This is a genomic window from Humibacillus xanthopallidus (assembly GCF_006716675.1).
Lineage (GTDB): Bacteria > Actinomycetota > Actinomycetes > Actinomycetales > Dermatophilaceae > Humibacillus > Humibacillus xanthopallidus_B.
In genome coordinates this window covers 288236-313148 of sequence record NZ_VFPM01000001.1, presented here as the reverse complement: position 1 = coordinate 313148, position 24913 = coordinate 288236, and the positions used below count along the sequence as shown (strand labels likewise).

The window sequence follows — 24913 nt, the reverse complement described above, 5'->3', positions numbered from 1 at the left end:
GAGAGGAGTCTCCGCGCTTGCCCGTGCGCCGGACGGCGACGGGCCAGGTCTTCACCCGGGGCACCCCACCGCGGTTGGAGGGTTGCCGGCCAGCGAGCCGGGGCTTGTCGCTGGCGCTCATGACCTGAGGGCAGTCTACGAGGGAGGATTCCGAGGCCGGAAACGGCCGTCCTCATCGTGGACGGGCGCGGGGCCGGGGCGGGCGTGGCGTCGATCACGAGGACGTCCTACTAATCCGAACCGGTGAGTAGGATCCCACCGTGAGCACCGACACCGACTTCGACCTGTTCCGCACGAGCGAGGACCACGAGGCCCTGCGTGAGGCGGTCCGAGCGGTCTCCGAGGACAAGATCGCGCCGTATGCCGCGGCCGTCGATGCGGAGGCCCGCTACCCGCAGGAGGCGCACGACGCCCTCGTCGCCTCCGACTTCTTCGCACCGCACGTGCCGGAGGAGTACGACGGTGTCGGCGCCGACGCGCTCGCGACCTGCATCGTCATCGAGGAGGTCGCGCGGGTCTGCGCGTCGAGCTCGCTCATCCCCGCGGTCAACAAGCTGGGGTCGCTGCCGCTCATCCTCGCCGGTAGCGAGGAGCTCAAGGCGCGCTACCTCACGCCGCTCGCCCAGGGGAAGACGACCTTCTCCTACGGCCTGTCCGAGCGCGAGGCCGGCTCCGACACGGCCGCCATGAAGTGCCGCGCGCGCCAAGACGGCGACGAGTGGGTGCTCTCTGGCCAGAAGTCGTGGATCACGAACGCGGGCGTCTCCGAGTACTACACGGTGCTCGCCGTCACCGACCCCGACGGTCCGCGCGGTGGCAACGTCACGGCCTTCGTCGTCGAGAAGTCCGACGCCGGCTTCACCTTCGGTGAGAAGGAGCGCAAGCTCGGCATCAAGGGCAGCCCCACACGTGAGCTGCACTTCGACAACGTGCGACTGCCGGCCGACCGCGTCGTCGGCGAGGTCGGCGGCGGGCTCAAGCTCGCGCTGCACACCCTCGACCACACCCGCGTCACGATCGGGGCGCAAGCGGTCGGGATCGCGCAGGGTGCGCTCGACCAGGCGCTGGCCTACGTCAAGGAGCGCAAGCAGTTCGGCAAGCGCATCGCCGACTTCCAGGGCATCCAGTTCATGCTCGCCGACATGGCGATGGAGCTCGAGGCCGCGCGCCAGATGGTCTACGTCGCGGCAGCGAAGTCCGAGCGGGGAGACAAGGACCTCACGTTCTTCGGCGCTGCGGCCAAGTGCTACGCCTCCGACGTCGCGATGAAGATCACGACCGACGCCGTGCAGCTGCTCGGTGGGGCCGGCTACACGACGGACTTCCCGCTCGAGCGGATGATGCGCGACGCGAAGATCACCCAGATCTACGAGGGCACGAACCAGGTCCAGCGCATCGTCATGGCGCGGTCGCTGCTGCGGTAGCCGACCATCGCCTGTACGCAACTTATCCATTTCGGTCCAAACCGGCCGTTGCCTCGCTAGCGTCCGACCATCACTGGTTCGCGGTCAGGGGCAAAGATGCGTCGTGGATGGTTGTTGGCGGTGTGCGCGACTCTCGTGTCGGCACTGGTCTTCCCGGTCGCATCGGCGACCGCGGAGGGGAAGGATACGCCGCCTGCGGCGCCCGACCCCTGTACCCAGCACGTGGCCTACCAGGTCGACGCGGCGGGGTTCTTCAACGCCGGGGTGGGGACGAACGACCGGTGCGAGCCCCAAGCGGGCAGCTGGGATCTCATGTACCGGTGGCCCTACGGGCCGGGCACCTCCTTCACGACGGTGAAGTCGGGGAGCGGCACGTACGTCCTCGGCGAGGATGTCTCCCCCGTGCGATCGGTGGACGCCGCACCGGGCAGCCCCGACACGGTCTCGGAGCGCGAGTACCTCCTGCCCTCTGGGCTGCGGGTGACCCAGCGGCTCGAGATCGGGGAGGGGTTCACCCCCAACCGTCTCGACATGGTCAAGGCGAGCTACACGATCGCGAACCCGACGGGTGAGGCCCAGCCGGCGGAGCTGCGCGTCATGCTCGACACCGAGCTGAACTACAACGACGGTGCCCCCTTCCAGATCCCCGGAGTCGGGCCGGTCACGACCGAACGGGAGTTCTCCGGGTCGGACGTCCCGGACTTCTATGCCGCCTTCGCCAACTTCCAGGACCCCGAGCACATCGGCGCGGGCCTGCTCAAGGTCCCCGGCGAGATCGTCCCCAGCCGGGTGGTCTTCGGCACGTGGCCGAACCTCTCGCGCAACGTCTGGGACGTGACGACCAACCCGGCCACGCCGATCACCTACGACAGTGCTGTCGCGGCATACTTCCGCCCCCCGTCCACCGGGGGCACCATCCCCGCGGGTGAGTCGGTGACCTTCACGACGCGCTACGGGCGGGCGAGCACGAGCTCGGACCTGCGACCCCCGCTCAGCATGACGGTGCTCGCGCCCGCGCAGGCAGCGCTCGGCTCGCCGTTCCAGGTCAGCGTCTACGTCACGAACGTCGGCACCGGGCCTGCGACGAACGGGTTCGCCAGGCTCTACGTGCCCTCCGGGTTCACCGTCGCCGAGCCCACGGTGGTGGCGCTGACCGATCCGCTCGACACGAACCAGACGCAGCAGGTGACGTGGACCGTCACCCCGGTCGAGCCCTTCCTCGTCGGGATGCAGCCGATCTCGGTGACGACGCTGGCAGACAACGCCGCCGAGAAGATCGTGACCCGCGACATCGAGGTCGTCTCCGGGGGCCGGCCGGTCACGACCTACCCGCTGCTCGGCGCCCACGGCATCACCGGGCAGGCGTCGGACATGGACGTGGCCCTGCAGGAGGCCGCGAACACCGTCCCCAACCTCAGCGGTCGCCAGAGCGTGCCGACGGGTGCGATCACGAGCGTGTGGACGAACGGTCAGGCCATCGTGGACTACACGCGCGGCACGCTGCTGCCGCAGGCGGGCGCGCCGAAGGCGAACGTCATCGCCCACTCCAAGGGCGGACTCGACACACGGGTGGCGATGTGGAACCACCCCGAGCTGTTCGACTCGCTCGGCATGCTGGCCACACCCAACGGCGGCTCCGGCTCGGCCGACACGCTGTGCGTCCTGCGGCGCCTGCCGTTCGGAATCGGCGACAAGCCGTTCGCCGAGATGGGTCCCTGCGAGACGGAGGCGGACGGCCTCTTCGACCTCCAGACCGGCTACATGCGGGACGTCTTCAACGTCATCGTCCGTGACCACCCGGAGCACCTCAAGGTCGTGGCCGCGGGGGACTGCGGGGGCACGGGACGCGTGTCGTGCAACGGCGCCAACGCCCTGGCCAAGTGCAAGGGCGGGGCGGACGGCATCATGCACGGCGACACGGTGGTCTGCGTCGAGAGTGCGTTCGCGCGCACCACGGCATACAGCGACGGGCTGGCGCAGGCCCTCTCGCCCCTCTTCGACGCCGACCACACGGGGATGCGCACCGGCGCCTGCCCGATCACGAGAGTGCTCGCCGAGCTCTACCCGCTCGACAGCGTGGGCAACCAGTGGCTGGCGGGCGGCTCCTGCGGGGGCCGGACCGCGCTTCGCGCCTCGGCCAGCACGTCGAGCACCTCGACCACGTCGACCGATGACGTCTTCGGCTCGGCGGCGTCGGCCGACCAGGTGCCGCGCACGGCCCTCGGCTCCCCGACCACTCCGGCGGCGTTCACCGTCGACCCGGAGGGGGGCGACCGCGCGCGGGCGACCGTCGTCCTCCCGGCGGGTGTCACGGCGACCGTCAGTGTCACCGACACGGCCGGGGCGCCCGACACGTCGGCGACCGTCACCCCGGTCGACCTCTTCGGTGACACCGGCTACCAGGTCGCCCTGACGGGTCTCGCCGGCCAGACTCGCCGCGTCCAGGTCACGCCGAGCGGCGCCGCGCAGGTCGGCCTGCTGAGCACCGTCCTCGCAGGGCCGACCACGGCGACCGTGACCGTGACCCCGGGGGCGCCCGGAGCGGCGACGCAGCTTGCCGTCAAGGTCCCGGGCGTCAGCTCGGCCGCGGCCAAGGCCGGCACCGTCTCCGCAGCCTGGCAGGACGGGGCGACGCAGCGCACGACGACGCTCACGTACGACTCCGCGGCAGACGTCTTCCGCGGCTCGTTCCTGCCGCCGGCCGGCAGCTTCGTCCCGGTCGACATCAGCGTGGACGTCGCCGGCCGTTCGCGCATGCTGACCAGCGGCGTCGTCGTGGCCGACGGCACCGGGTCGTTCACCGGAGTCGGCGGGACGTCGCTCGTCGACACGACCGGCGACGGCAAGCCGGACGTGTTCCGGATTCCCGTCGGGGTCGACGTCGCGGCCGCCGGGACCTACCAGGTCGCGGTGGACCTCGCGACGAGCGCCGGCGCCGTCCTGAGCGCGGGCGGCAGCGCGCAGCTGCAGGAGGGAGCCGGTGTCGTCAACCTCGACGTCCCCGTCCGCGAGCTCCTCCTGACCGGTGTCGACGGGCCCTACGACGTCACCGCCGCCGTCCTCACCGAGGGGACCGCGACCCGTCGGATCGTCGCTCGACAGACGACGATCGGCTCGACCGGTCCCTTCGCGACGGCTCAGGTGCCGACGGCGCAGGTGGTCCTGTCGCGTCCTGCCCCGAGCAGCGTCGACAGCAACCGCGACGGGCGCTATGACACGCTGCGCTTCGCCGGTGCCGTGTCGGTTCCGACGCCCGGCGACTACCTGCTCTCGGCCACGCTGCTCTCGCCGACCGGGCTCGTCGTCGGGACGTTCGACAGGACGGTGACCCTCCCAGCGGGACGGCCCGCGTATTCCGTCGACTTCCCGGGTGAGCTCGTCGGAGCCAACGGCTCCGGCCGGTACTCGCTCACCGGGCTGACCCTCACTGCCGTGGACAACCCTCGCAACACCGACCGGGTCCACCAGGTCCAGACCCGAGTCCTCGACTCGAGCCAGTGGGTCGGGGGCACCCCCAACGTCACGACGCTGCAGCAGATGTGGAAGGCGGCGCAGGACAGCGACGCCGTGTCGCCGTTCGGTCTCTACGTCTCGGAGTCGAACCGCCTCGAGCGGGTCGCCCGGGCCATCGCCGGCGGCGATCCGGCAACGGCCCGCAGCCTCCTCGGTGTCTTCGTCACTGACGTGGGCAAGGCGACCGGCGTCGACCCGGACTGGCGCGCACGCCTCACCGGGTATGCCTCGACGCTGCAGGCGACGCTGTGAACGCCGCAGCCGACTGCCTCCCGTGGGGGCGCGACGGGGTAGCGGCGGGGCGGTGCGAATGCGCCCCGAGGGTGCCCCGCGACGGACGAGACTGGAGGCATGATGCGTGGACGGGCTAGACGCCTCGCGGTGGCGACGACGCTCACGGCGGCCGCCGTGGTCGTCGTCGCGGCCGGGCTCGGTGCCTGCACGAACACCGATGCAGCCGACCAGCAGGTCATCGACAGGCTCCTCACGCTCGACGTCCTGAGTGTCCCCCCTGGAGCCGCGGAGCTGTCGAGGACGAGTGCCAAGGGCGGGGGCAATGCGGCCATCCGCAACTCGTCGACGGCCACGGTCGTCTACGCCTCTCCCCGCACGCCCGCCGAGGTCGGCCAGGACGTGCACGCGAAGTTCGACGCGCAGTGGCGTTTCATCGACAACCGCGGCGGACCCATCGGTGGCTGGCAGGGCAGTGGCGCCCTCGCGAGCGACCCCGGCACGGTGGCGAACGTCGTGGCCCGCGCCGTCGCGTCCGGCGACAAGGCCCCGGCCGGCAGCCGATCCGTCGTCACGGTCACCGTGTCGGCGACCCGTCCGGGCTGAGGCCGGGCCCGCGACGGCTCCGAGTCCGCACTCAGGAGCCGGGCACCTCGGCGATCGGGATGACGACGTGGGTGGAGGCCGGGCCGAGCCCGACCTGCTGGTCGCTGCCGACGAGCTTGCTGAAGTCGCGCACGGGGTCGTCGGTGCCGGGGTTGCGCAGGTGGAGGGGATGCGCGCCGCTCGAGACCTGCAGCCGCAGGCGGTGGCCGCGGCGCACCTGCGCCGCCATCGCCCCGAGGGTGACGACGTGGCGGCGGACGGGTCCGAGCCGCCCGCGCTCGGTGCCGTCGTGCGTGGCGCGCAGGTAGCCGTCGGCGAGGTTCCATGACCGGCCCCGCCGGTCGACCTCGCAGAGGCGGGCGAAGAGGTCGACGGTCGGGTTGGTCGAGGCCATCTCGACGGTGACCTCGACCTCGCCCGCGACGAGGGTGTCGCGGGTCAGCGGGCCGCTCGTCCACACGAGCACGTCGTCGCGCTCCTCACGGACCTTCTGGTCACGGCGCCCGGCGGTCCAGACGTTGAGCGACCGGCCACCGCCCATCGGGGTGGGCTGCGCGGGGTCGTAGTGGTAGCCCACCCGCGCCGCGCGCGCCGGAGGGTCGGGGCGCAGGCTGCCGTCCTCGTGCGGGTGCAGGGTGAGGAGGTGGCCGGGCGGGGGCCACGCGTCGAAGCTCAGCCAGGAGGACCCGCCGATCGGCCGTATGCGCACTGCCGGCTCGGCGTGCGCGGCCTCGACCCCGGCGAGCTGGCGCAACGACTCCGCGATCGCGACCCGGCTGATCTCGGGTGACACGTGCGTCCACGGACCGGCGACGAGCCGCACGGGCCGACCGGCCGCACGGAGGGCGACGAAGTCCTCGACCTGGGCATGGCCGAAGAGGTCGTAGAAGCCGGCGACGAGCACGAGCGGGGGCACGACGGAGGGAGACAGCTCGAAGTCGGTCGGTGCCCACCAGGGGTCGTCGGGGTCGTGGGCCAACCAGTCCTGGAAGAACGGGGTGTCGGTGCCCGTCGCCCGCTCGACCGCCCGTGTCGGGGGGATCGCGTCGCCGCCACGCGCCACGGCGCCCCGCGCGGCGAGCTGGGTGCGGACCTGCCTCACGGCCGAGTCCTCCATCGAGCCGAGCACGACGTGCCAGGCGACGGCGGTCTCGAGGCCGAACCCCCCGCGGTGGTGGATGATCGAGCGCAGGAACGACCGGGCCGAGATGCCGATGACCATGGCCTCGACCGAGTCGGGCAGCCGCGGCGTGAGCGCCCACTGCGTCATGCCGACGTAGCTGCCGCCGTAGGTGTGGATCCGCCCGGTGAACCAGGGTTGCTCCTCGATCCACGCGACGCAGTCGAGACCGTCGGAGGTCTCGTCGAAGAAGGGGTTGAACGTCCCCTCCGAGCCGAAGTGCCCCCGGCAGCTCTGCACGACGACGTGGTGGCCGCGCTCCGCGAAGGTGAGTGCTTCGGCGCCGAACCCGTCCCGCCCGTAGGGCGTGCGCGTCAGCAGGACGGGCGCGCCGGGGCTGGGCGTCGTCGGCACCCAGTGGTCGGTGAGCAGGACCGTGCCGTCAGACATGGCCACGCGGACGCCACGCTCGACGACGACCTCGCTCACCGGCACGGACTCGAGGCTTCGGGTCAGCTGCCAGTGGCGCACCCGCTCGAAGGCCGGCAGACGCGGGGTCTCGGAGCCGTGCCGGGCAGGTGTCGTCATCGAGGTCGTCCCGTCGCTGGGTGCTGGACGCGACGATGGTGTCACACGAGCCCCGCACGCCACCCGCAACCGCGACAACCACCCGGACCGCGGCGCCCGACCGGCCCCCGCACGGCTCCGTCTCGCTCCCGTCCCGCCCGGGCCGCGACGGTTCAGCCCGGGCTGGTCGCTCAAGTAGGCTTGCCCGCGCTCGACCCGGCCGGCTGGATCGGACTCAGCCGCCCTCGGCCGCCTGCGGCCCAAGCCCGACGACGACGAAGGACGACAGCGTGACCGCCACCTCTGGGGCCACCCCTCCGGTCAGCGTCATCATGCCGCTGCTCAACGAGGAGCGGCACCTGCGCGACGCCGTGGCCATGATCCTCGCCCAGGACTACCCGGGGCCGCTCGAGGTCGTGCTCGCCCTCGGCCCGTCGCGTGACCGCACCGACGAGGTGGCAGCCGACGTGGCCGCGCACGACCCCCGGGTCCGTCTCGTACCCAACCCGTCCGGACGCACCCCGGACGGGCTCAACGCCGCCATCGGCGCCGCGACCGGCGAGATCATCGTCCGTGTCGACGGCCACGCCGAGATCCCCGACGACTACATCCGCGTCGCGGTCGCGGAGCTCGAGCGGGTCGACGCCGACAACGTCGGCGGCATCATGGACGCCCGGGGGAGCACCGACTTCGAGCGCGCCGTCGCGTGCGCGATGCGCAGCCCCATCGGGGTCGGCAGCGCTCGCTTCCACACCGGTGGTGAGCCCGGTCCGGCCGACACCGTCTACCTCGGCGTGTTCCGTCGCTCGGCGCTCGAGCGCGTGGGCGGGTACGACCCCCACTTCGCCCGCGCCCAGGACTGGGAGATGAACCACCGCATCCGCGAGTCCGGCGGCACCGTGTGGTTCACCCCGGACCTGCGGGTGACCTACCGGCCCCGGGCCTCGGTCACGGCCCTCGCCAAGCAGTACTTCCACTACGGCCGGTGGCGCCGCGTCGTGGCTCGTCACCACGAGGGCACGATCAACCCCCGCTACCTCGCGCCCCCCACGATGGTCGTCGTGACGACCGCCGCCACCGTGGCGGGCTTCTTCTGGGCCCCCGCGTGGGCCGTGCCCGCCGCGTATGCCGCCGGGATCGTCGCGGGTGGCGCCGCCATCTCGCGCGGTGAGTCCGCTCGCACCCGGGTCGCGACGCCGGCCGTGCTCGCGACGATGCACTGGGCGTGGGGGATCGGCTTCATCACCAGCCCGCGCCGCCTGACCCGCTGACCAGAGCACCGCCGGGCCGACAGACCGGCAGCACCACGGTGGCAGACCGGCCGCCCACCGCTCGCCAAGAGGCAGCCGGGGTGGTGGGGTGCGCTCACGAGCCGGCTGCGCAGCCCACCCGCTCGTACAGCGTGAACGGCGCGGACGTCGCAACGCGTCGCCACGCCGGCGAGCTGCCGACGCCGTCGATGCCGGAGTACTCCTCGACCCGGCTGCCCGCCCAGGAGAAGGGCTGTCCGCCCGTGATGGCGTGGGTGACGCCTTGCCGGCTGGCCGCGGCGCACACCTTCGGGTCCGTGCCGACCCGGTCGAGACTCGCGGCCAGCAGCCGGCGGTCACCGGGTGTGTTGGTCTTCTCCGTCGGGACCAGCAGGTGCCGACCGCTGACGACGTAGAGGTACGTGGCGCCGTTCCACGGGTTGGCGGCGACGACCGCATCCTCTGGCAGGTGCGTCGAGAGCTGCCGCAGCGCCAGCAGCTCCGGGCCACTCACCCAGGAGTCGGGCGGCTTCGGATGGAAGTAGCGGTGCAGGATGTGCCGGTGCGCGTCGAGCTGGGCACCGACGTCGAGGCTCATCGCGCCGAGCACCACGACTGCTGCGACGGTGGTGGCGACGGTGGGGCTCCAGCGACGGGAGGCGAGTCGCGCGACCAGGTCCACGAGGGCGAGCAGCCCCGCAGTCGCCGCGACGACGGCCGGCAGGATCGCCACGGAGTGGAGGCGGACGGCGTTGTTGTACCAGGGCCAGGTGAACCACCGCGTGACGTCGGTGTCGACCGCGATGTTGAACCAGTAGAGGGAGAGCATCGCGATCAGGGCGGGCACGACCCAACGGGCTCCACGGTGGCGCACGAGCAGCGCCACGACTCCCAGGCCGACGACCGCGGCGAGCAGCGGCAACGGGCGGGTCAGGCGCGGGGCGAAGGTCAGCAGGTCCAGCCACGCGAGGTCAGTGGGCCGCTCCGGGCCCGCGGCCCCCGTGCCGAGCATGGATGCCGGCCGCAGGACGACGGTGGCCATCGCACCGGCGCCGAGCGTGAGGACGATGGCGCCCAGGACCGCGAGCCGGCGTGGCCACGTCGGCTGACGGGTCATGAACCCCAGGACGCGGCCGAGGACGAGCAGACCACCGAAGACACACAGGCTGACGAGAGCGTTGGGGTGCGCCATGACGACACCGGGGAGCCCGGCCACGAGGACGAGACCCGAGCGCAGGCGGTCGGCAACGGCATACGGCGGTCTGCCGAGGGCCCGGAAGACCCCCACCAGGGCCGCCAGTGCAGCAGGCAGGATCGCCTGACCCAGCAGGTTGGGCCACAGGACCCCGAAGCCCATGAGCATGTAGGGGTAGGTCGTGAAGGCCACGCTGAGGAACGCGGCTGAGAGCACGACGACCACCCGGCGGCCGAGCAGGGTGAGCGCGAGCACGATGCACCCGAGCGGCCAGACCAGCCCGACGAGGACGAGGACGAAGACCGACGTCGAGACGACGACCGACGCACCCGTGATGAGCGCGATCGTCCCCGTGAAGGCGTAGAACGCGGCGGGGTAGAAGCCGGACCACGTCGGGAAGTTGAATCGTCCGATCTCGAAGGACGAGAGGGTGCCGCTCTCGAGCCCCCACTGCGGCGCGGCGACGTGGAAGATGGTGTCGGGGCCCTGGGGGAGCGCCTCGGGCGTGCGCAGCTCGGTCCGCACGGTGACGAGCACGAGGAGCAGGACCACGAGCGCGCTCGCGACGGTCGTCCACCACACGGCGTCGAAGCGGGGTCCGACCGGTCGCTCCAGCCAACGGCTCGGGCCCGGGCGACGAGCCGCCAGCGAGGCGCTGACACGGGGAGCGATGGCCCCGAGGAGGGCCGCCACGGCGGCTGTCACGAGCGATCCGACGACGAGTGGTAGGACCCCCCAGCGCAGTCCGAGTGCCGATGCGACAACGGTCGAGACCGAGAGACAGCTCGTCGACAGCAGCGGAGCGACCGCCAGCGCGGCAAGGGGGCGCAAGCGGAGCAGCAGCCCTCCGGCAAGACCGGGGAGGAAGACGAGTGCCGCCGCGACCAGGAAGACGAGAGCGGTGTCGCTCCACGACGTGGTGCCCGGCGTGAGCACTTGCACCACCCCTCTCGTCGTCCGGCAGTCGTCGTCGATGGCCGGGGCGACTGTACCGACATCGTCACCCAGCACGGCAATCGGGCTGGCCCCCTTCGGACGGACTGCGGGTGATCGTGCGGGGGTCACTACGATTGCGGGCGGCCCCGGGCACCCGGAGCAGCACCGGGCACCCGGAGCAGCGCCGGGCACACCCGGCGGCCCGGAACGAACCCCCAGCAACCCCCGCAGACCAAGGAGTCCACCCTCATGGAGCTGCCCCGCCCGGTGCGCGAGCTGAGACGCCTTGCCCGCAAGGTCGGGCAGGCCGCACCCCACGAGCTCAAGGCGGCGGCGCGGTCGCTGCCGGTCGACCCCGACCTCGTCGTCTACGAGTCGTTCGCCGGCAACGGCATGCTCTGCAACCCCGAGGCGATCTTCCGGGCGCTGCTCGCCGACCCCGAGCAGCAGCACCTCCGTCACGTCTGGGTGCTCGCCGACCTCGCGGCATACGCCTCGACCGTCGCGGAGTTCGCGGACGACCCGCGGGTGCGCTTCGTGCGGCGCGGCTCGGTCCCCTACCACCGGGCGTTGGCGACGGCGGGGCTGCTCGTCAACAACGCGACCTTCCCGCCCGACTGGGGCAAGCGACCGGGCCAGACCTACCTCAACACGTGGCACGGCACGCCGCTCAAAGCGATGGGCTACGACGAGGCGCAGGGCGGCTGGGGGGCCCGGAACGTGCTGCGCAACTTCATGATGGCCGACTACCTGCTCTCGACGAGCGCGTTCATGTCGGAGCAGATGTACGAGCACGCCTACCGCCTCGTCAACATCGCTCCGGGCGAGCTCGTCGAGGTGGGCTACCCCCGCACCGACCTCCAGCTCGCCGACGCGGACCGGCTCGAGCGCACCCGGGCGCGCCTGCGGGCCGAGGGTGTCGTGATCGGAGCCGGGCAGCGCCTCGTCCTGCTCGCCCCGACATGGAAGGGCGAGTCGTTCCACACCCCGCGCAACGACGCCGCCGACCTCGCCGCCCTCGTCGACGAGCTCGAGCAGCTGCTGCCGGCCGGGCACCGGGTGCTGCTCAAGGTGCACCAGCAGGTCTACCGCTTCGCAGCCGCCGAGCCGCGCCTCGCCGGCCGGCTCGTGCCCAACCACCTGCCGACCAACGCCGTCCTCGGCATCACCGACGTGCTCGTCACCGACTACTCGAGCATCTTCTTCGACTTCCTGAGCACGGGTCGCCCGATCGTCTTCCACACGCCCGACCGCGAGGAGTACGACGGCTACCGCGGGTGCTACCTCACTCCCGACGAGCTGCCGGGCCCCCAGGTCGGCTCGGCGCGTGAGCTCGCTGACGTCGTCGCTGCCGTCGGCACGGGCACGGCCCTCGACCCCGCCGTCAGCCACGGACGTCCGTATGCCGCCGCGCGCGCCCGTTTCGCTCCTCGCGACGACGGCGGGGCGACCCAGCGCGTCATCGACGTCGTCGTGCGGGGGCGCCGGGACGGGCACTTGGTGCGGCGAACCCGGCGCGACGGGCGCCGCACCCTCATGCTCTACCTCGGCGGGATGATGTCGAACGGCATCACGAGCTCGGCCCTCAACCTGCTGCGCAGCCTCGACCACACCCGGTGGGACGTCTCGGTCGTCACGGGCCCGATCGACAACGACGACCGCCGGGCCAACGCCGAGGCGATCGACCCCCGGGTGCGCCTGTTCGTGCGCCAGGGCACGCCGGCCATCAGCAAGGCGCACTGGCTGAATCGCCGCCGGATGATGCGCGGCCACATCGATGCGGTCCCACCCGAGGCACTGGCCAAGATCGACGCCGCGCTCGCCCAGGACTGGCGACGAGTCGTCGGCTCGGCCTCCTTCGACCACGTCGTCGACTTCAGCGGCTACTCGCCGGCGTGGACCTTCCTGCTCGGGCACGCACCGGCGCGCTCCCGCTCGGTGTGGCAGCACAACGACCTGCTCGCCGACCAGATGCGCGAGGTCCAGGGCAGGAGACCGCACGAGGCGAACCTGCGTGCCGTCTTCACGAGCTACGCCCGCTTCGACCACGTCGTCTCGGTGTCGGAGGCACTGCGCGACATCAACGCCCGGTCCCTGGCGCAGTGGGCGCCCCGGGAGAAGTTCGCCGCCGCGCGCAACACCATCGACGTCCAGCGGGTTGTGAGCGGGGCGAGCGAGGCGGCGCCCGAGGGCACGCTCGACCGGCTGCGAGCGACCGACGACGGCGCCGATCCCTACGTCTTCGTCACGGTGGGGCGCGTGTCGCCGGAGAAGAACCACACCCGGCTCGTCGAGGCCTTCCAGCTCGCGCACCGGAGGCACCCCGAGATCCGGCTCGTCGTCGTCGGCGACGGCCCCTTGCGCGTCGACCTCGAGGCGCTCGTCGCCCGGCTCGGGCTCAGCGGGCTCGTCCTCTTCGTCGGGCTGCAGCGCAACCCCTGGTCGATCATGGCCGCCACCGAGTGCTTCGTGCTGTCGAGCGACTACGAGGGGCAGCCGATGGTCATCCTCGAGGCGCGTACCCTCGGACTGCCCGTCGTGTCCACGTCGTTCGACTCCGTCGGCTCGGCGCTGGGCCCGGGGGAGGGCCTCGTCGTGGAGCGCACCGTGGACGCCCTGGCCGACGGGATGGTCGCCGCCGTCGAGGGACGCGTGCCCCGCACGGACTTCGACCCCGAGGGCTACAACGCAGCGGTCGTGCAGGAGTTCGAGCGCGCCATCGGCGCCGTCCCGTAGGCCTGACGGGCCGCGGGCCCGTCAGCGACAGGTCAGCCGCGCGGGAGGGCCCGTCAGCGGCCCCAGACGGCGTCGACGACCCGTGCCGCCGCGCGACCGTCGTCACGCGGCGCGAAGGTGGTGCGGAAGGTGTCGTAGCGGTCCGCATACGTCGTCTCCAGCTGGGGGAGCGCGGTGAGCGAGCGCAACACCTCGTCGGTCGAGGTGAGCAGCGGACCCGGCGCGATCTCGGCGAAGTCGAGGTAGAAGCCGCGCGTCGAGCCGGCGTACTCCGCGAGGTCGGGGGTGAGGAAGAGCATCGGCCGGCGGGTGCTCGCGAAGTCGAACATGATCGACGAGTAGTCGGTGACGAGGACGTCGGCGACGAGCATCAGCTCGGTGATGTCGGGGTAGCGCGACACGTCGACGACGTTCGACGCCGTCGCGTCGCCGAGCCCCGGCGTGTTGCTGTGACCACGCACGAGCAGCACGGAGTCGGCCCCGAAGGCGTGCGAGACGGCATCGAGCTCGAGGTGGTTGACCATGGCGTAGCCGCCGGTCGCCGTGCGCACGTTGTCGCGCCACGTCGGCGCGTAGAGCACGAGCCGGGCGTCCCGCGAGACGCCGAGGCGCGTCCGGATGCGGGCGCGGTCGGCGTCGGAGCCCGTGCTCAGCAGGTCGTTGCGGGGGTAGCCGACGTTGAGGACCTCACCCTCGAACTCGAGCGCCTCGGGGAGGGTCGTGCTCGCGAAGTCATTCTGCGCGAGCAGCAGGTCCCAGGCCTTCGCCTCGCGGCTCATGAGGTCGCGGTAGGACAGGGACAGGCCCTGGGCCGGCACGTGCTGGCCGATCTTCTTGAGCGGGGTGCCGTGCCACGTCTGCAGGTAGGTCTGGTCCGGGTGCTTGCGGTAGTAGAAGGGGAAGTTGTTGTTGGCCACGAGGTGGCGCGAGGTGTGCAGCGCACGCAGGTGCTCGCGGGTGCCGATGACGACGGTCTCGGCGCCGTCGGGCACGACGGACGTGCCGTCGGCGACCTCCCAGACGAGCCGGTGCGGGTAGTCGCGCCGCACGAGCTCGTCGTGCAGGGCCAGAGGCGAGTCGCCCGCCGACCGCCCGCCGAAGGTCGAGAAGAGCACGCCGTCCTCGATCGGTGACGACAGCAGCGCCGGTATGCCGCGTCGCATCGACCACTGCCCGGCGCGGTTCCAGTCCTCCTCGGGCACCGCGCTCCGCGTGTTGACCCAGAGCGCCCGGGCCCGCGAGGTCAGGGTGAAACGGAAGGCGATGTCGCCGGCCCGGTGCCAGTGCAGGAAGCGCGGGCTGACGTCGTCGACGGCGTGCGGCGCGACGGGGAGCCAGACGGCGCGGTCGACGTCGCCGTCGCCGTGCAGCAGGCGGAGCGAGTAGGCGCCGGTCGCCCGAGCCACCGTCGTGCCCCAGGCCTGCGTCGTGAGGGAGAAGTCGGCGTCGAAGCGTCCCGTGGCGAGGTCGTGGCGCACGTCCTCGGGGGTCCAGAGCCCCGTTCCCTGGTGGGACACGAGCGCGAGGCGCGGCTGCGCACCGACGTCTGCGGCGGCATACCCCGTGACGGTGAAGGAGCGCAGGTCGTCGGCCACGTCGACCCGGTGGACGGTGGCGTGCAGCTTGCGGTCGAGCAGCCGCACGCGGCCCGGGCCGAAGACGCCCAGACGCAGGCCGCTCGTGTGCGGGGAGATCCTCGAGAGCTCGCCCGTGGAGCCCGCCCAGACGATCGGCAGCGACTCGCCGCCGACGACGGCACGCACCCCCCACTGGTGGTCGACGACCGGCGAGGCGCCGAGGGGCAGCGGCGGCACGGCGAGGGTGGCCTCGTAGCCGCCGTCCACGGCGACAGCGGGGAACGAGCGGCGCAGGCCGACCTTGCCGCACGAGAGGGTGAACTCCGTGATCGGGTCGGGACCGGTCGTGGTCGCGACGAGGTGCAGGTCGCGCCCCTCGAGACGGGCCGTCGTCGCCGTGACCTGCGGCGCGAAGAGGTGGAAGTGCACGCCGCGCGCAGCGGAGTGCAGGGCGACGACGCGCTTGCCGTCGTGCAGCGGCGAGACCTCGAGGTCGTTGCCGGTCCAGCGCCGGTCCCACGACGTCAGCGGCGAGCGCCACCTGTGGGAGAAAGCGCCGTCCGGTCGCGCGACGGCGAGCTCGAGCTCGAGGTGCCAGCCAGGGTGCGACTCGACGACGTCGTCGACGGCCGGGTGCCGGGCCTCGAGGGCCGCGGCGAGGTCGGCGAGGTCGATGCGCACGCGGAAACCCGTGGTGGCCTGGCTCGGCGAGGACCAGCCGGCCAGCTCGTCGAGGGTCGCGTCGTCGAAGCGCTCGACCGACAGCACGATGTCGGAGTCGGGCGTGTGGGGCCCCTCGACGGTCTCGTCGACGAGGTGCGCCTCGAGCGTCGACGGCGTGCTCGCGAGGTCGAGCCCGGGCACCCAGGCCATGCCGCTGACGACGAGCTCGTCGCCGTCGACCTCGTAGCCGAAGCCGACGATGCGCATCCGGTTGTCGACGTCGGTGAGGGCGAGGTCGCTCGCGGTCGGACGGTAGGTCTGCAGGTCCTCGAGGTAGAGCGGTCGGGCCTGGGGCGGCTCCACCGTGAGGTCGGTCTCCCACGCGTCGCCCACCTCGTTGCGCCGGCGCAGCGCGATGCGGATGTCGTCGCGGTGCCCCTGCTCGACCATCCGGGCGAGGAGCCGGTCGTGGAGGCTGACGAGTCCCCAGGCGTGATCGTCCATGTCCTTGGTGACGGCGTGCACCCCGGAGGCGAGCGCGTGCCAGTAGTCGTCGCCCGTGCGGGGGACCTCGTTGTAGTAGGCGCGCAGGTCGAGGCCCACGGACTTCGCCTGCCACTCGTGCCGGACCTTGGCGCTCGCCCGCTCGCGCAGCACGTCGGCGACGTTGGACATGACGGTCAGGCGATCGGCGAGGTCGACGATGTTGGACTTCTGCTGGGTGATCGAGGTGCCGTCGCCGCGGACGTACCAGGAGTAGACGACCTCGTGGAGCACGTCGAACGCGGCGGCGCTCGCGTAGGCCTTTGCCGACGGCTCCTGGTCCTCGTAGCGGATGCCCTCGGGGAAGGAGCCGACGGCGCGGTCGAAGAAGCTGCGGCGGAAGAGCTTGTTCCAGGCGAAGACGTCGGCGAGCACCTCGGGGAACTCGTCGAGGGTGAGGCCCGTGCGGTCGCGCCGGTGCACCTCCTGGGCCCAGGCCGGCACCCAGCTGCGGGCGGCGTTGCGGCGCTGGAGGTTGCCCACGACGAAGTCGGAGCCCGACGTCGACAGGCAGGAGACCATCGTCGCGATCGCCTTGGGGGGCAGGGTGTCGTCCGAGTCGACGAAGGCGATGAACTCGCCCCGGGCGGCGCGGATCCCGGTGTTGCGGGCCGCGCCGAGGCCGGCGTTGGGCTGCTCGACGACGGTGACGCGCCGGTCCCAGCGGGCGTAGCCGCGAGCGATCTCGGCGCTGGCGTCGGGGCTGCCGTCGATGACGACGATGATCTCGAGGTCGCGGTACTTCTGGCCGATGATGCTGTCGAGGCAGTCGGGCAGGTACTCCTCGACGTTGTAGCAGGGCACGATGACCGAGACCCGTCCGAGGCTCGGGGTCGACGGCGTCAGCGCGGCGGCGAGCGTCTGGCGCAGGGCCGGGTGGAGCCGGTCGCGGACGGCCTCCCACCTGTGGTGCGGGATCGAGCGACGCACCGCGTGCATCGCCCGACTCGCCCGTTGCTTCGCTTCAGATCGGCCCAGCACGTGATTCGCCCCTTGGTGTCCGTCAGGTGTCGTCGTCGTCGGAGTCAGTTGTGTCTGGCAAAGGGTAACGGTGGGACCCCGAGGGCACAGACTCCTCCCGGACGGCATACGGGCACGGCGCGGGCGCCACCCATGATCGGGGGCCTAGACTTCCCCTCGGCGCCGGCCCGGCCGGGCGGCTCACGCCGCGCCGCCGCTCTCAGCCCCACACCTCAGAAGGTAGGACTCGCTCGCATGATCCTGTTGCCCCAGGCGCGAGGCATCATCGCCCGGAGGCAGGTCCTCGACACGTTGGTGAGGCGCGACCTGCACGTCCGCTATGCCGGTAGCCCGATCGGCTACCTGTGGACCATCCTCGACCCGCTCGCGATGGCGCTGATCTACTTCGTCGTCTTCACCTACATCTTCGAGGCCCGGCACGTCGGCTACCAGCCCTACGTCCTCTTCATCGTCATCGGGGTGCTCGCCTGGCAGTGGTTCTCGCAGTGCGCGACCGAGACGTCGCGCGCCCTGCTCGCGGAGTCGCGCCTCGTCCGCTCGACGAACCTCCCGCGCGAGCTCTGGGTCGTGCGCATCGTCGTCGCCAAGGGCATCGAGTTCCTGCTCTCGCTGCCGGTGATGTTCGGCTTCGCGATCTTCTTCATCGCCGTCGGTGAGACGAAGATCCACTACCGGATCGTCCTGCTGCCGGTCGCGATCGTGCTGCAGTTCCTGCTCTCCGTGGGGGTCGGCCTCATCCTCGCGCCGGTGACCGTGCTCTTCACCGACATGCCGAGGATCGTGCGCATCGCGCTGCGGATGGGCTTCTACGCGACCCCGATCATCTACGGCGTGCACGCGGCGCCTCCCGTGCTGCAGAAGATCCTGCTGCTCAACCCGATGGCCGGGATCCTCGAGATGTACCGTGCCGGGTTCTTCCCGCACGAGCTCAACGTGCCGTCGATCATCTCGTCCTTCGTCATCACGTTCGCGACCCTCATCGCCGGCACCATCGTGTTCAAGAGGCTCGAAGCCCCCGTGCTCAAGGAAATCTGATGCGTCCAGTCATCGAGGCCAAGGACCTCGGCATCGAGTTCTACCGCAGCCGCCGGCGCAAGATGTCGTTGCGCGAGATCGTCTTCAAGGGCAAGAACCTCGCGCCCAAGGACACCTTCTGGGCCTTGCGCAACATCTCGTTCACGGTCGAGCAGGGTGAGGCCGTCGGCCTCGTCGGAGGCAACGGCAGCGGCAAGAGCACCTTGCTCAAGATGATCGCCGGCGTCATGATCCCCGACGAGGGCGGCGTCAAGGTGCGTGGGGGAGTGGCCCCGCTCATCGAGCTGACCGGAGGCTTCCTCGGCGAGCTCACCGCCCGCGACAACCTCTACCTCGCCGGCGGCCTCCACGGGCTGAGCAAGGCGCAGATGGACGAGCGCTACGACGAGATCGTCGACTTCGCCGGCCCCCAGGTGCGGGCGGGCATGGACATGGCCTACCGGCACTTCTCCTCGGGGATGCAGGTGCGTCTCGCCTTCGCGCTCATCACGACCCTCGACGAGCCGATCGTGCTCGTCGACGAGGTGCTCGCCGTCGGCGACCGCGCGTTTCGCGAGAAGTGCTATCTGCGCATGGAGAACATGCTGGCCGGTGGCAAGACGCTCTTCATGGTGTCGCACAGCGAGGCCGACCTGCGCCGCTTCGCCAAGCGCGGGCTCTACCTCCAGCAGGGAAGGCTCGTCGGTGACGGCCCGGTCGAGGAGATCATCGAGCAGTACAACGCGGACGCGGACGCGGCGAGGTGACCTGGAGCCGGCCTCCGCTCGTCGGTAGCCCGCGCGCCCGCGCCCTCCGGGGCACCTCCGCCGGAGGCACGCTCCTCGTCCTCGGCGCCGAGCCCGCTGCTCCTGCCGCGGCGTCCGCGGCCGACGGCGGTGACGGGGGTGACGGGGGTGACGGGGTGTCGGGGCTCGCCGTCGACTACGACCTCACGCCGCGCCCGCTGTCGGGCGAGCTCCCGGCGGTGCTCGCGCAGGCTGCGGCGATCGCCACGTCCGACGCCGCCTCTCCGCTCGTGCTCGTGGCCGCAGACCTCGTCATGAGCCCCGTCGGCCTGCTCGACGTGCTCGACGCGTCCGACATCACGTGTGCCGCGGTCCTCGACGGCCCCTCGGTCGCCGACCGGGACGGCGCTCCCGCCGTCGTGCGGGTCTCCGAGGCCGGCCGCCGCGTCGTCTCCGTCGCGGCCGCGGGTCGCGTCGTCACCGGCCCGACGGGGTATGCCGTCGGCGTCCTTCGCGTCCGCGCCGCCGACCGCCCCGCGCTGGGGGCCGCCCTTGCGGAGGCCGCGGAGGCCGCGGCGACCGAGGCCGCGGCGACCGCGGGTGCTCGTGCCGGGTGGGACGACTCCGCGCCGTTCGACGCGGCGCTGCTCGCCGCCGTGCGGACCGGGCTGCCCGTGCGCGCGGTCACCCTCACGCACCAGGGCGTGAAGCGGGGCGACTGGCAGGCGCCCGGAGCGGCAGGGTCACCGTGGCAGCAGCGGCTGCGGGCCGCCTCGCGCGGCAACGACGGACTGTTCTCCACGGTCGCGATCCGCCCGCTCTCACGCAGGCTCACGGCATACGGCCTCGGGCGCGACTGGTCGCCCAACGTCGTCACGGCGGTGAGCCTCGCGCTGGGGCTGGCTGCGTGTGCGGCCGTCGCCACCGGGTGGTGGTGGGCCTGGCTGCTCGGTGCCGTCCTGCTGCAGGCCTCGCTCGTCGTCGACTGCGTCGACGGCGAGATCGCCCGCTTCACTCGCCGTTCGAACCCCCTCGGCGGGTGGCTCGACGCCGTCAGCGACCGCGTCAAGGAGTTCACGATGGTCGCGGCCCTCGCCTGGGGCGCGGCACGGAGGGGCAGCGACCTCTGGTGGCTGGCCGTGCTCGTGCTCGCCGTCCTCGCGGCACGCCACGTCGAGGACCACGCCTACGCGATGCGCCGCAGGGCCCAGCTCCTCGGCGCGCCCGGCTGGCCCGAGCACCCGGTCGTCGCCGGTCTCGGCGGTGGGCTCGTTGATGGACCCGAGGGTGGGCTCGGTGGCGGGCTCGGCGACGGCCAGGCGCTCGGTGACGGGGGGCCCGAGGGGGCTCCCACCGAGGTGCCCCCGCCGCCCGGGGCACGTGCTCGACGGGTGCGGGCCGTCAAGCAGGTGCTCCACCTGCCGATCGCCGAGCGTTACCTCATCATGTCGGTGGGACTGCTCACGATGAGTCCGGCCGTCGTGCTCTGGGCGCTCGGGGTCGCCTCGGTGATCGCCTTCGGATGGACCCAGAGCGGCCGCCTCCTGCGCGCCGTCACCCGCCGCGACGGGTTCCGGGGCGACCGTCCCGACCGGCAGCTGGCCGACCTCTGCGACCTCGCCGTGCTGCCCCGGCCCACCGGCCGCGGGCGGCTCTCCTGGCAGGTTCCCGCGCTGCTGCTCGCCATCGAGACCGCCGCCCTGCTCCTCGCCGCCGGCGCCGACGTGACGGCCCGCGCCGCTGCCTACGCGTGGCTGGCCGTCGTGTGCTGGCACGTCTACGACAACGTCTACCGCCTCCGCGAGACCGGGCGCGGCTCGGCGACGTGGCTGCGTCGGGGGACCGGCCTCGAGGTGCGCGTCGTCGTGCTGGCCCTCATCGGAGGTGCCCTGACCGAGCCCGCGCTCGCCCTGCTCGCCGGGGCGGCCGTGCTGGCCGTCCTCTACGCGGCTGAGTCCGCTGTCGGATGGCGCGCGCACCTGCGACCACAGGAAGGCAGCGGATGAGCGACCAGCAGGGGGTCGACGACCTCGCCCCGAACGACGCCACGGCGGCGGTTGCCGCGCCGGATGCGACCCGTCCACCTTCTGGCCAGGCCCAACCGCAGGCGGGCACGGACGTCCCGCGCCCCCGCCTGCTCCGGGTCGAGGTCGTGCTCGCGTGGTGCGCCGCGCTCGCCGTCGCAGGGCTCTACCTCGTCGACGCCGCCGCGCACGGCGCCCTCGGTGCCGCCCGCAACGACGACTGGGTCTACTACCGGCTCGCGTTCTCGCTCGCGAGCACTGGCCACCTCTCGTTCGACCCGTACTCGAGCACCCTGCTCGTGGGACAGGTGGTCGCCGCCCAGCCGGTCATCGCCGTCTTCGGCGCCGAGATCGCACCGCTGCAGGTGGCCGTCGCGCTCCTGTCGGCCGTGGCTCTCGCGGCCGCCTACTTCTTCTTCCGACACTTCCTCGCCGCCTTCTGGGCCGCGTTCTGCGTCGCCCTGATCGCCGTGGGACCCATCTGGGGCGGACTCAGCGTGTCGTTCATGTCCGACGTGCCGGCCATCGCCCTGCAGGTCCTCTGCCTCTGCGCCGCGGTGCCGGCCCTGCGCGGGCCGCGCCTGCGCTGGGGGTGGCTCGCCCTGTCGCTCGGCCTGGCCCTGCTGGCCTTCAGCGTGAGGGAGTACTCGCTCGCGGCTGCCGCGGCGGTGCTCATCGCGGCGCTGCTCACGCACGGCCGCCGGCCCACGGGTCGCGTCACGCTGCTGCTCGCCGTCGTCGCGGTCGGCGTCGTCTGGGTGCTCCTCGCGGCCGCGCTCTTCCTGTGGCGCGACACCCTCGTGGTCGGGCCGCGGGCGCTCAGCGCCGAGATCGAGCTCGGACAGCGGGTCTTCTACGTCCTCGCCGGGCTGCTGACGACGACGGGCTTCCTCATGTTCCCCGTCGCCCTCGCCGTGTGGCGCGGCGGACTCTGGCGGATGCTGCTGCGCTGGTGGCCGCTCGCCGTCGCCCTCGTCGCGCTGTTCACCTACACCTCGAGCGTGCTCGGCTACCCCCTGCTCGTCGGCAACTACGTGCGGCTCGGCGGCTCCTACTCCGGCACCATCGCGGGCGTGGCTCCGGCCGTGTTCTCGGGCCGGGCCTGGTGGAGCATCATGGCCGCCGCCAACGTCGCGACCTCGCTGCTCATCACGTTCGCCGTGGCCCGCAGCGTGGGCGTGCTGGTGGCCTGGCGTCGTCGTCGGCGCTCAGCGACGGACGTGGGCACCGTGCCGGCGGTCGCTCGCGCGACTCCGCTGCGATCCTTGGACCCCTCGCCGCGCATCGCCCTGAGCTTCGGCGTGGTCACCGTGGCTCTCGTCGTCGTGGTCGTCATCATCACCCACGGCCGGCCCTTCGACCGCTACGTCGTGGGCGCCGTGCCCTTCCTCGCCGCGGCAGCCATCCACGCCTCACGGTCGCGGGCGCCACAGCTTCTCGGCCGCATCGTCGCGAGCGCCGCGGTCGCCGTGCTCGCGCTCGTCGGGGTGGCCCAGGTCGACGCCTCGGCGACCTTGGACGGCACGAAGTGGAGCCTCGGCACCGAGGCGACGCGACTGGGCTACGCCGCCGAGACGGTCGACGCCGGCTACGAGTGGTTCGGCTTCCACCAGCCGGGGCCCATCATCTACGACTACCGCCGCGAGCCCGGCTACCCCAGCTACGTCACGTCCCTGTTCACGGATGCGCGCGTCTGCGTCCTCGGCGAGTACGCCCCTCGCCCGACCCAGCGCGCGCCCTACGCAGGTGAGGTCCTCAGGGTGAGCCGCGTCAGTCTCATCGGGCCGCGCTACACCATCCTCGGCCGGGCGGTGGACCGGAACTGTCCGTCCTCGTGAGCCGAGACGTGCGGCCCGAGGTGCGATCTCGTGACCCGGCGCGACGGCATACAGGGCAAGATGGGCGCTCGTGACGCACGACCCGACGAACGACCGCCCGAGCATCGCGGAGCTCAAGGCCGTCGCGCAGCCGCCCGAGCACATCGCGCGCTACAACGCCGAGCACTGGGCGGGAGCGCTCTACATCCGGCACCTGTCGATCTACGCGACGCGGGCCCTGCTGCCGACGCACATCACGCCCAACGGGGTCACCTGGCTGATGATCCTCGTCGGGGTCGTCGGGGCGTTCGCGATCCCGTTCGGCGGTCTCGTCGGCCCCCTCGTCGCGGTGCTCGCGATGCAGCTGCAGATCCTGCTCGACTGCTCGGACGGCGAGGTGGCGCGCTGGCGGCAGCGGTTCTCACCGGCCGGCATCTACCTCGACCGCATCGGCCACTACCTCACCGAGGCCTCCATCCCCATCGCGATCGGCCTGCGCGCAGACGACTGGTCGCTCGCGCAGCCGGCCGACGTCGGCGGCTACACGGTCCTCGGTCTGGTCGTCGCGGTCATCGTCCTCGTCAACAAGGCCTTCACCGACCTCGTCGTCGTGGCGCGGGCCAAGACGGGCCGGCCGCTGCTCGACGACGTCGCGCAGACCGCTGCGTCCAAGGTCTCCGGCATCGCCGCCGTGCGTCGTGCAGCCGGCCACCTGCCCTTCTTCCGGGCCTTCGTCGCGGTCGAGGCGAGCCTCCTCGCCCTCGCGGCGGCAGTCGTCGACGTGCTGCGAGGTGACCTGCTCGGCACCCAGGTGCTCGTCGTCGTCATGGTTCCGCTGGCCCTCCTCACTGCAGCAGGGCACCTGCTCGGCGTGCTCACCAGCTCGAGGCTGGACTGATGCCGCAGACCCTCCCCGACCTCCCCGACCCCACCGGCCCGACCGACGGCGCAGGCGGGCCGCGCCGCGCCGATACCCCCGGGCGGGTGGTGCAGTGGGCCCAGGAGCACGGCGAGGTCGGCGGCGTGCTGACCAGTCACCGGCAGATGACCGAGGTGCTGCGAGCCGAGGGGCACGACGTCAGCTACGTCGACACCGGCTCGGCCTCGCGAGCCGCGCGCGCGGTGCCGTCGCTGTGGAGCCGGCGTGCTCTTCACGTCCTGCACATCACCCGGCTCTGGCGAGCCGCCCAGCTCGCCCCGCTGCTCGCCACCCTGCCGGGGGCCAAGGCGCTCGTGCTCCACTCCGGCTCGACCGCCGGGCAGCTGTCGGCGATGACCCCCTCCCGCCGGCGAGCCGTGCTCCGCGTGCTCCGCACCTTCGACGAGCTCTGGGTGGTCAACGCCGCGATCCGCGAGCTCCTCCCCGCCGACCTCGCCGCCCGCACCACCGTCGTCACCCCCTTCGACGCGAGGGGCGTGGCCGCCCGGGGGGCGACGCCGCGCGACCCGCACGCGCTCGTGCTGGCAACCAACGCCGGCCTCCCGCACTACAACGCGCAGGCCGGGGTCGAGGCCGTGCGGCTCGTCCGGGCCGAGTGGCCGGATGCGCACCTCCGGCTGCTGGCCTACGGCCACCAGGGTCCGGAGCTCGAGGCGCTGCGGTCGGTGGTCGCCTCGCTCGACTGGGTGGACCTCTCCTTCGACCTCACCCCGGAGCAGGTCAGCGCCGTGCTGGCCGGGGCCGGGGTCTTCCTGCGGCCGACGAGCTGGGACGGCGACTCCGTCATCGTGCGTGAGGCGTTGGCCCTCGGTGCGCGGGTCGTCGCGAGCGACCTCGCACCCCGTCCGCGTGGCGTCGAGCTGTCCGGCATCGACCCGGCGGCGGTCGCCGAGGCGGTGCTGCACGGGGGCCGGGTCAGCGACGGTGCCGGTCTCGTCGAGACGACCCTCGCCCAGGCGGCGTCCCGTGCCCTCACCCGCCTCGCTCGGTGATGCGGCGGCGAGGCGGTAGCCTCTGACGCGGTGGCGCC

Annotated in this window: 14 protein-coding genes and 1 riboswitch; of the genes, 11 read left to right on the top strand and 3 right to left on the bottom strand. The window is 72.4% G+C overall.

Annotated elements, in window-relative coordinates; translation table 11 throughout:
* Positions 1–8 precede the first annotated feature (8 nt).
* A riboswitch (SAM riboswitch) is annotated at positions 9–125 on the bottom strand.
* 135 nt (positions 126–260) lie between these two features.
* From FBY41_RS01270 to FBY41_RS01260, 3 genes are all read left to right on the top strand, one after another.
* On the top strand, positions 261–1424 hold the full coding sequence (locus FBY41_RS01270; RefSeq protein WP_141841620.1) for an acyl-CoA dehydrogenase family protein: 1164 nt from the start codon (positions 261–263) through the stop codon (positions 1422–1424).
* Positions 1425–1646: 222 nt separating this feature from the next.
* The gene (locus FBY41_RS01265) at positions 1647–5189 is read left to right on the top strand and encodes an esterase/lipase family protein (protein WP_185748837.1); all 3543 of its coding nucleotides are present in this window, start codon (positions 1647–1649) and stop codon (positions 5187–5189) included.
* Between the two features lie 99 nt (positions 5190–5288).
* The gene (locus FBY41_RS01260) at positions 5289–5774 is read left to right on the top strand and encodes a hypothetical protein (RefSeq protein ID WP_141841618.1); all 486 of its coding nucleotides are present in this window, start codon (positions 5289–5291) and stop codon (positions 5772–5774) included.
* A gap of 31 nt (positions 5775–5805) precedes the next feature.
* Here FBY41_RS01260 and FBY41_RS01255 read toward each other — a convergent pair whose 3' ends face one another.
* Positions 5806–7482, bottom strand: a complete 1677-nt coding sequence (locus FBY41_RS01255) for a CocE/NonD family hydrolase (RefSeq protein WP_141841617.1) — start codon at positions 7480–7482, stop codon at positions 5806–5808.
* A gap of 269 nt (positions 7483–7751) precedes the next feature.
* On the opposite strand from FBY41_RS01255, the gene FBY41_RS01250 reads away from it, so the two are divergent.
* Positions 7752–8732 carry a glycosyltransferase family 2 protein gene (locus FBY41_RS01250; protein ID WP_260439488.1) on the top strand — a complete coding sequence of 327 codons (981 nt, stop codon included), beginning with the start codon at positions 7752–7754 and terminating at the stop codon, positions 8730–8732.
* A 94-nt stretch (positions 8733–8826) separates the two neighbouring features.
* Here FBY41_RS01250 and FBY41_RS01245 read toward each other — a convergent pair whose 3' ends face one another.
* On the bottom strand, positions 8827–10848 hold the full coding sequence (locus FBY41_RS01245; protein WP_185748836.1) for a DUF6541 family protein: 2022 nt from the start codon (positions 10846–10848) through the stop codon (positions 8827–8829).
* 243 nt (positions 10849–11091) lie between these two features.
* On the opposite strand from FBY41_RS01245, the gene FBY41_RS01240 reads away from it, so the two are divergent.
* Complete coding sequence (locus FBY41_RS01240) at positions 11092–13578, top strand: glycosyltransferase (RefSeq protein ID WP_141841615.1); 2487 nt, start codon at positions 11092–11094, stop codon at positions 13576–13578.
* A gap of 53 nt (positions 13579–13631) precedes the next feature.
* Here the strand turns inward: FBY41_RS01240 and FBY41_RS01235 are convergent, their stop codons facing one another.
* A complete protein-coding gene (locus tag FBY41_RS01235) occupies positions 13632–17300 on the bottom strand; it encodes a bifunctional glycosyltransferase/CDP-glycerol:glycerophosphate glycerophosphotransferase (RefSeq protein ID WP_185748835.1) in 3669 nt (1222 codons plus the stop codon).
* Between the two features lie 276 nt (positions 17301–17576).
* Between FBY41_RS01235 and FBY41_RS01230 the strand changes: the two genes are divergently transcribed.
* From FBY41_RS01230 to FBY41_RS01205, 6 genes are all read left to right on the top strand, one after another.
* Positions 17577–18377: an ABC transporter permease gene (locus tag FBY41_RS01230; protein WP_185748834.1), complete on the top strand. Its 801-nt coding sequence runs from the start codon at positions 17577–17579 to the stop codon at positions 18375–18377.
* Positions 18377–19123, top strand: coding sequence for an ABC transporter ATP-binding protein (locus tag FBY41_RS01225; RefSeq protein ID WP_141841612.1), 747 nt, complete (start codon positions 18377–18379; stop codon positions 19121–19123). The genes FBY41_RS01230 and FBY41_RS01225 overlap by 1 nt, the downstream gene beginning before the upstream one ends.
* Positions 19120–21108: a DUF5941 domain-containing protein gene (locus tag FBY41_RS01220; RefSeq protein WP_141841611.1), complete on the top strand. Its 1989-nt coding sequence runs from the start codon at positions 19120–19122 to the stop codon at positions 21106–21108. Before FBY41_RS01225 ends, FBY41_RS01220 begins: the two co-directional genes overlap by 4 nt.
* A complete protein-coding gene (locus FBY41_RS01215; RefSeq protein ID WP_141841610.1) occupies positions 21105–22964 on the top strand; it encodes a hypothetical protein in 1860 nt (619 codons plus the stop codon). Before FBY41_RS01220 ends, FBY41_RS01215 begins: the two co-directional genes overlap by 4 nt.
* Before the next feature lie 70 nt (positions 22965–23034).
* Positions 23035–23841, top strand: coding sequence for a CDP-alcohol phosphatidyltransferase family protein (locus tag FBY41_RS01210; protein ID WP_141841609.1), 807 nt, complete (start codon positions 23035–23037; stop codon positions 23839–23841).
* Entirely contained in the window at positions 23841–24875 is a 1035-nt protein-coding gene (locus tag FBY41_RS01205) for a glycosyltransferase (protein ID WP_141841608.1), read from the top strand. Before FBY41_RS01210 ends, FBY41_RS01205 begins: the two co-directional genes overlap by 1 nt.
* Positions 24876–24913 lie beyond the last annotated feature (38 nt).

Excerpts from the sequence above, each read along its gene's own strand:
- FBY41_RS01205 (WP_141841608.1), top strand. The coding sequence starts at position 23,841 with ATGCCGCAGACCCTCCCCGACCTCCCCGACCCCACCGGCCCGACCGAC.
- FBY41_RS01255 (WP_141841617.1), bottom strand. The coding sequence starts at position 7,482 with ATGACGACACCTGCCCGGCACGGCTCCGAGACCCCGCGTCTGCCGGCC.
- FBY41_RS01240 (WP_141841615.1), top strand. The coding sequence starts at position 11,092 with ATGGAGCTGCCCCGCCCGGTGCGCGAGCTGAGACGCCTTGCCCGCAAG.
- FBY41_RS01260 (WP_141841618.1), top strand. The coding sequence starts at position 5,289 with ATGATGCGTGGACGGGCTAGACGCCTCGCGGTGGCGACGACGCTCACG.
- FBY41_RS01230 (WP_185748834.1), top strand. The coding sequence starts at position 17,577 with ATGATCCTGTTGCCCCAGGCGCGAGGCATCATCGCCCGGAGGCAGGTC.
- FBY41_RS01235 (WP_185748835.1), bottom strand. The coding sequence starts at position 17,300 with ATGCACGCGGTGCGTCGCTCGATCCCGCACCACAGGTGGGAGGCCGTC.
- FBY41_RS01215 (WP_141841610.1), top strand. The coding sequence starts at position 21,105 with ATGAGCGACCAGCAGGGGGTCGACGACCTCGCCCCGAACGACGCCACG.
- FBY41_RS01225 (WP_141841612.1), top strand. The coding sequence starts at position 18,377 with ATGCGTCCAGTCATCGAGGCCAAGGACCTCGGCATCGAGTTCTACCGC.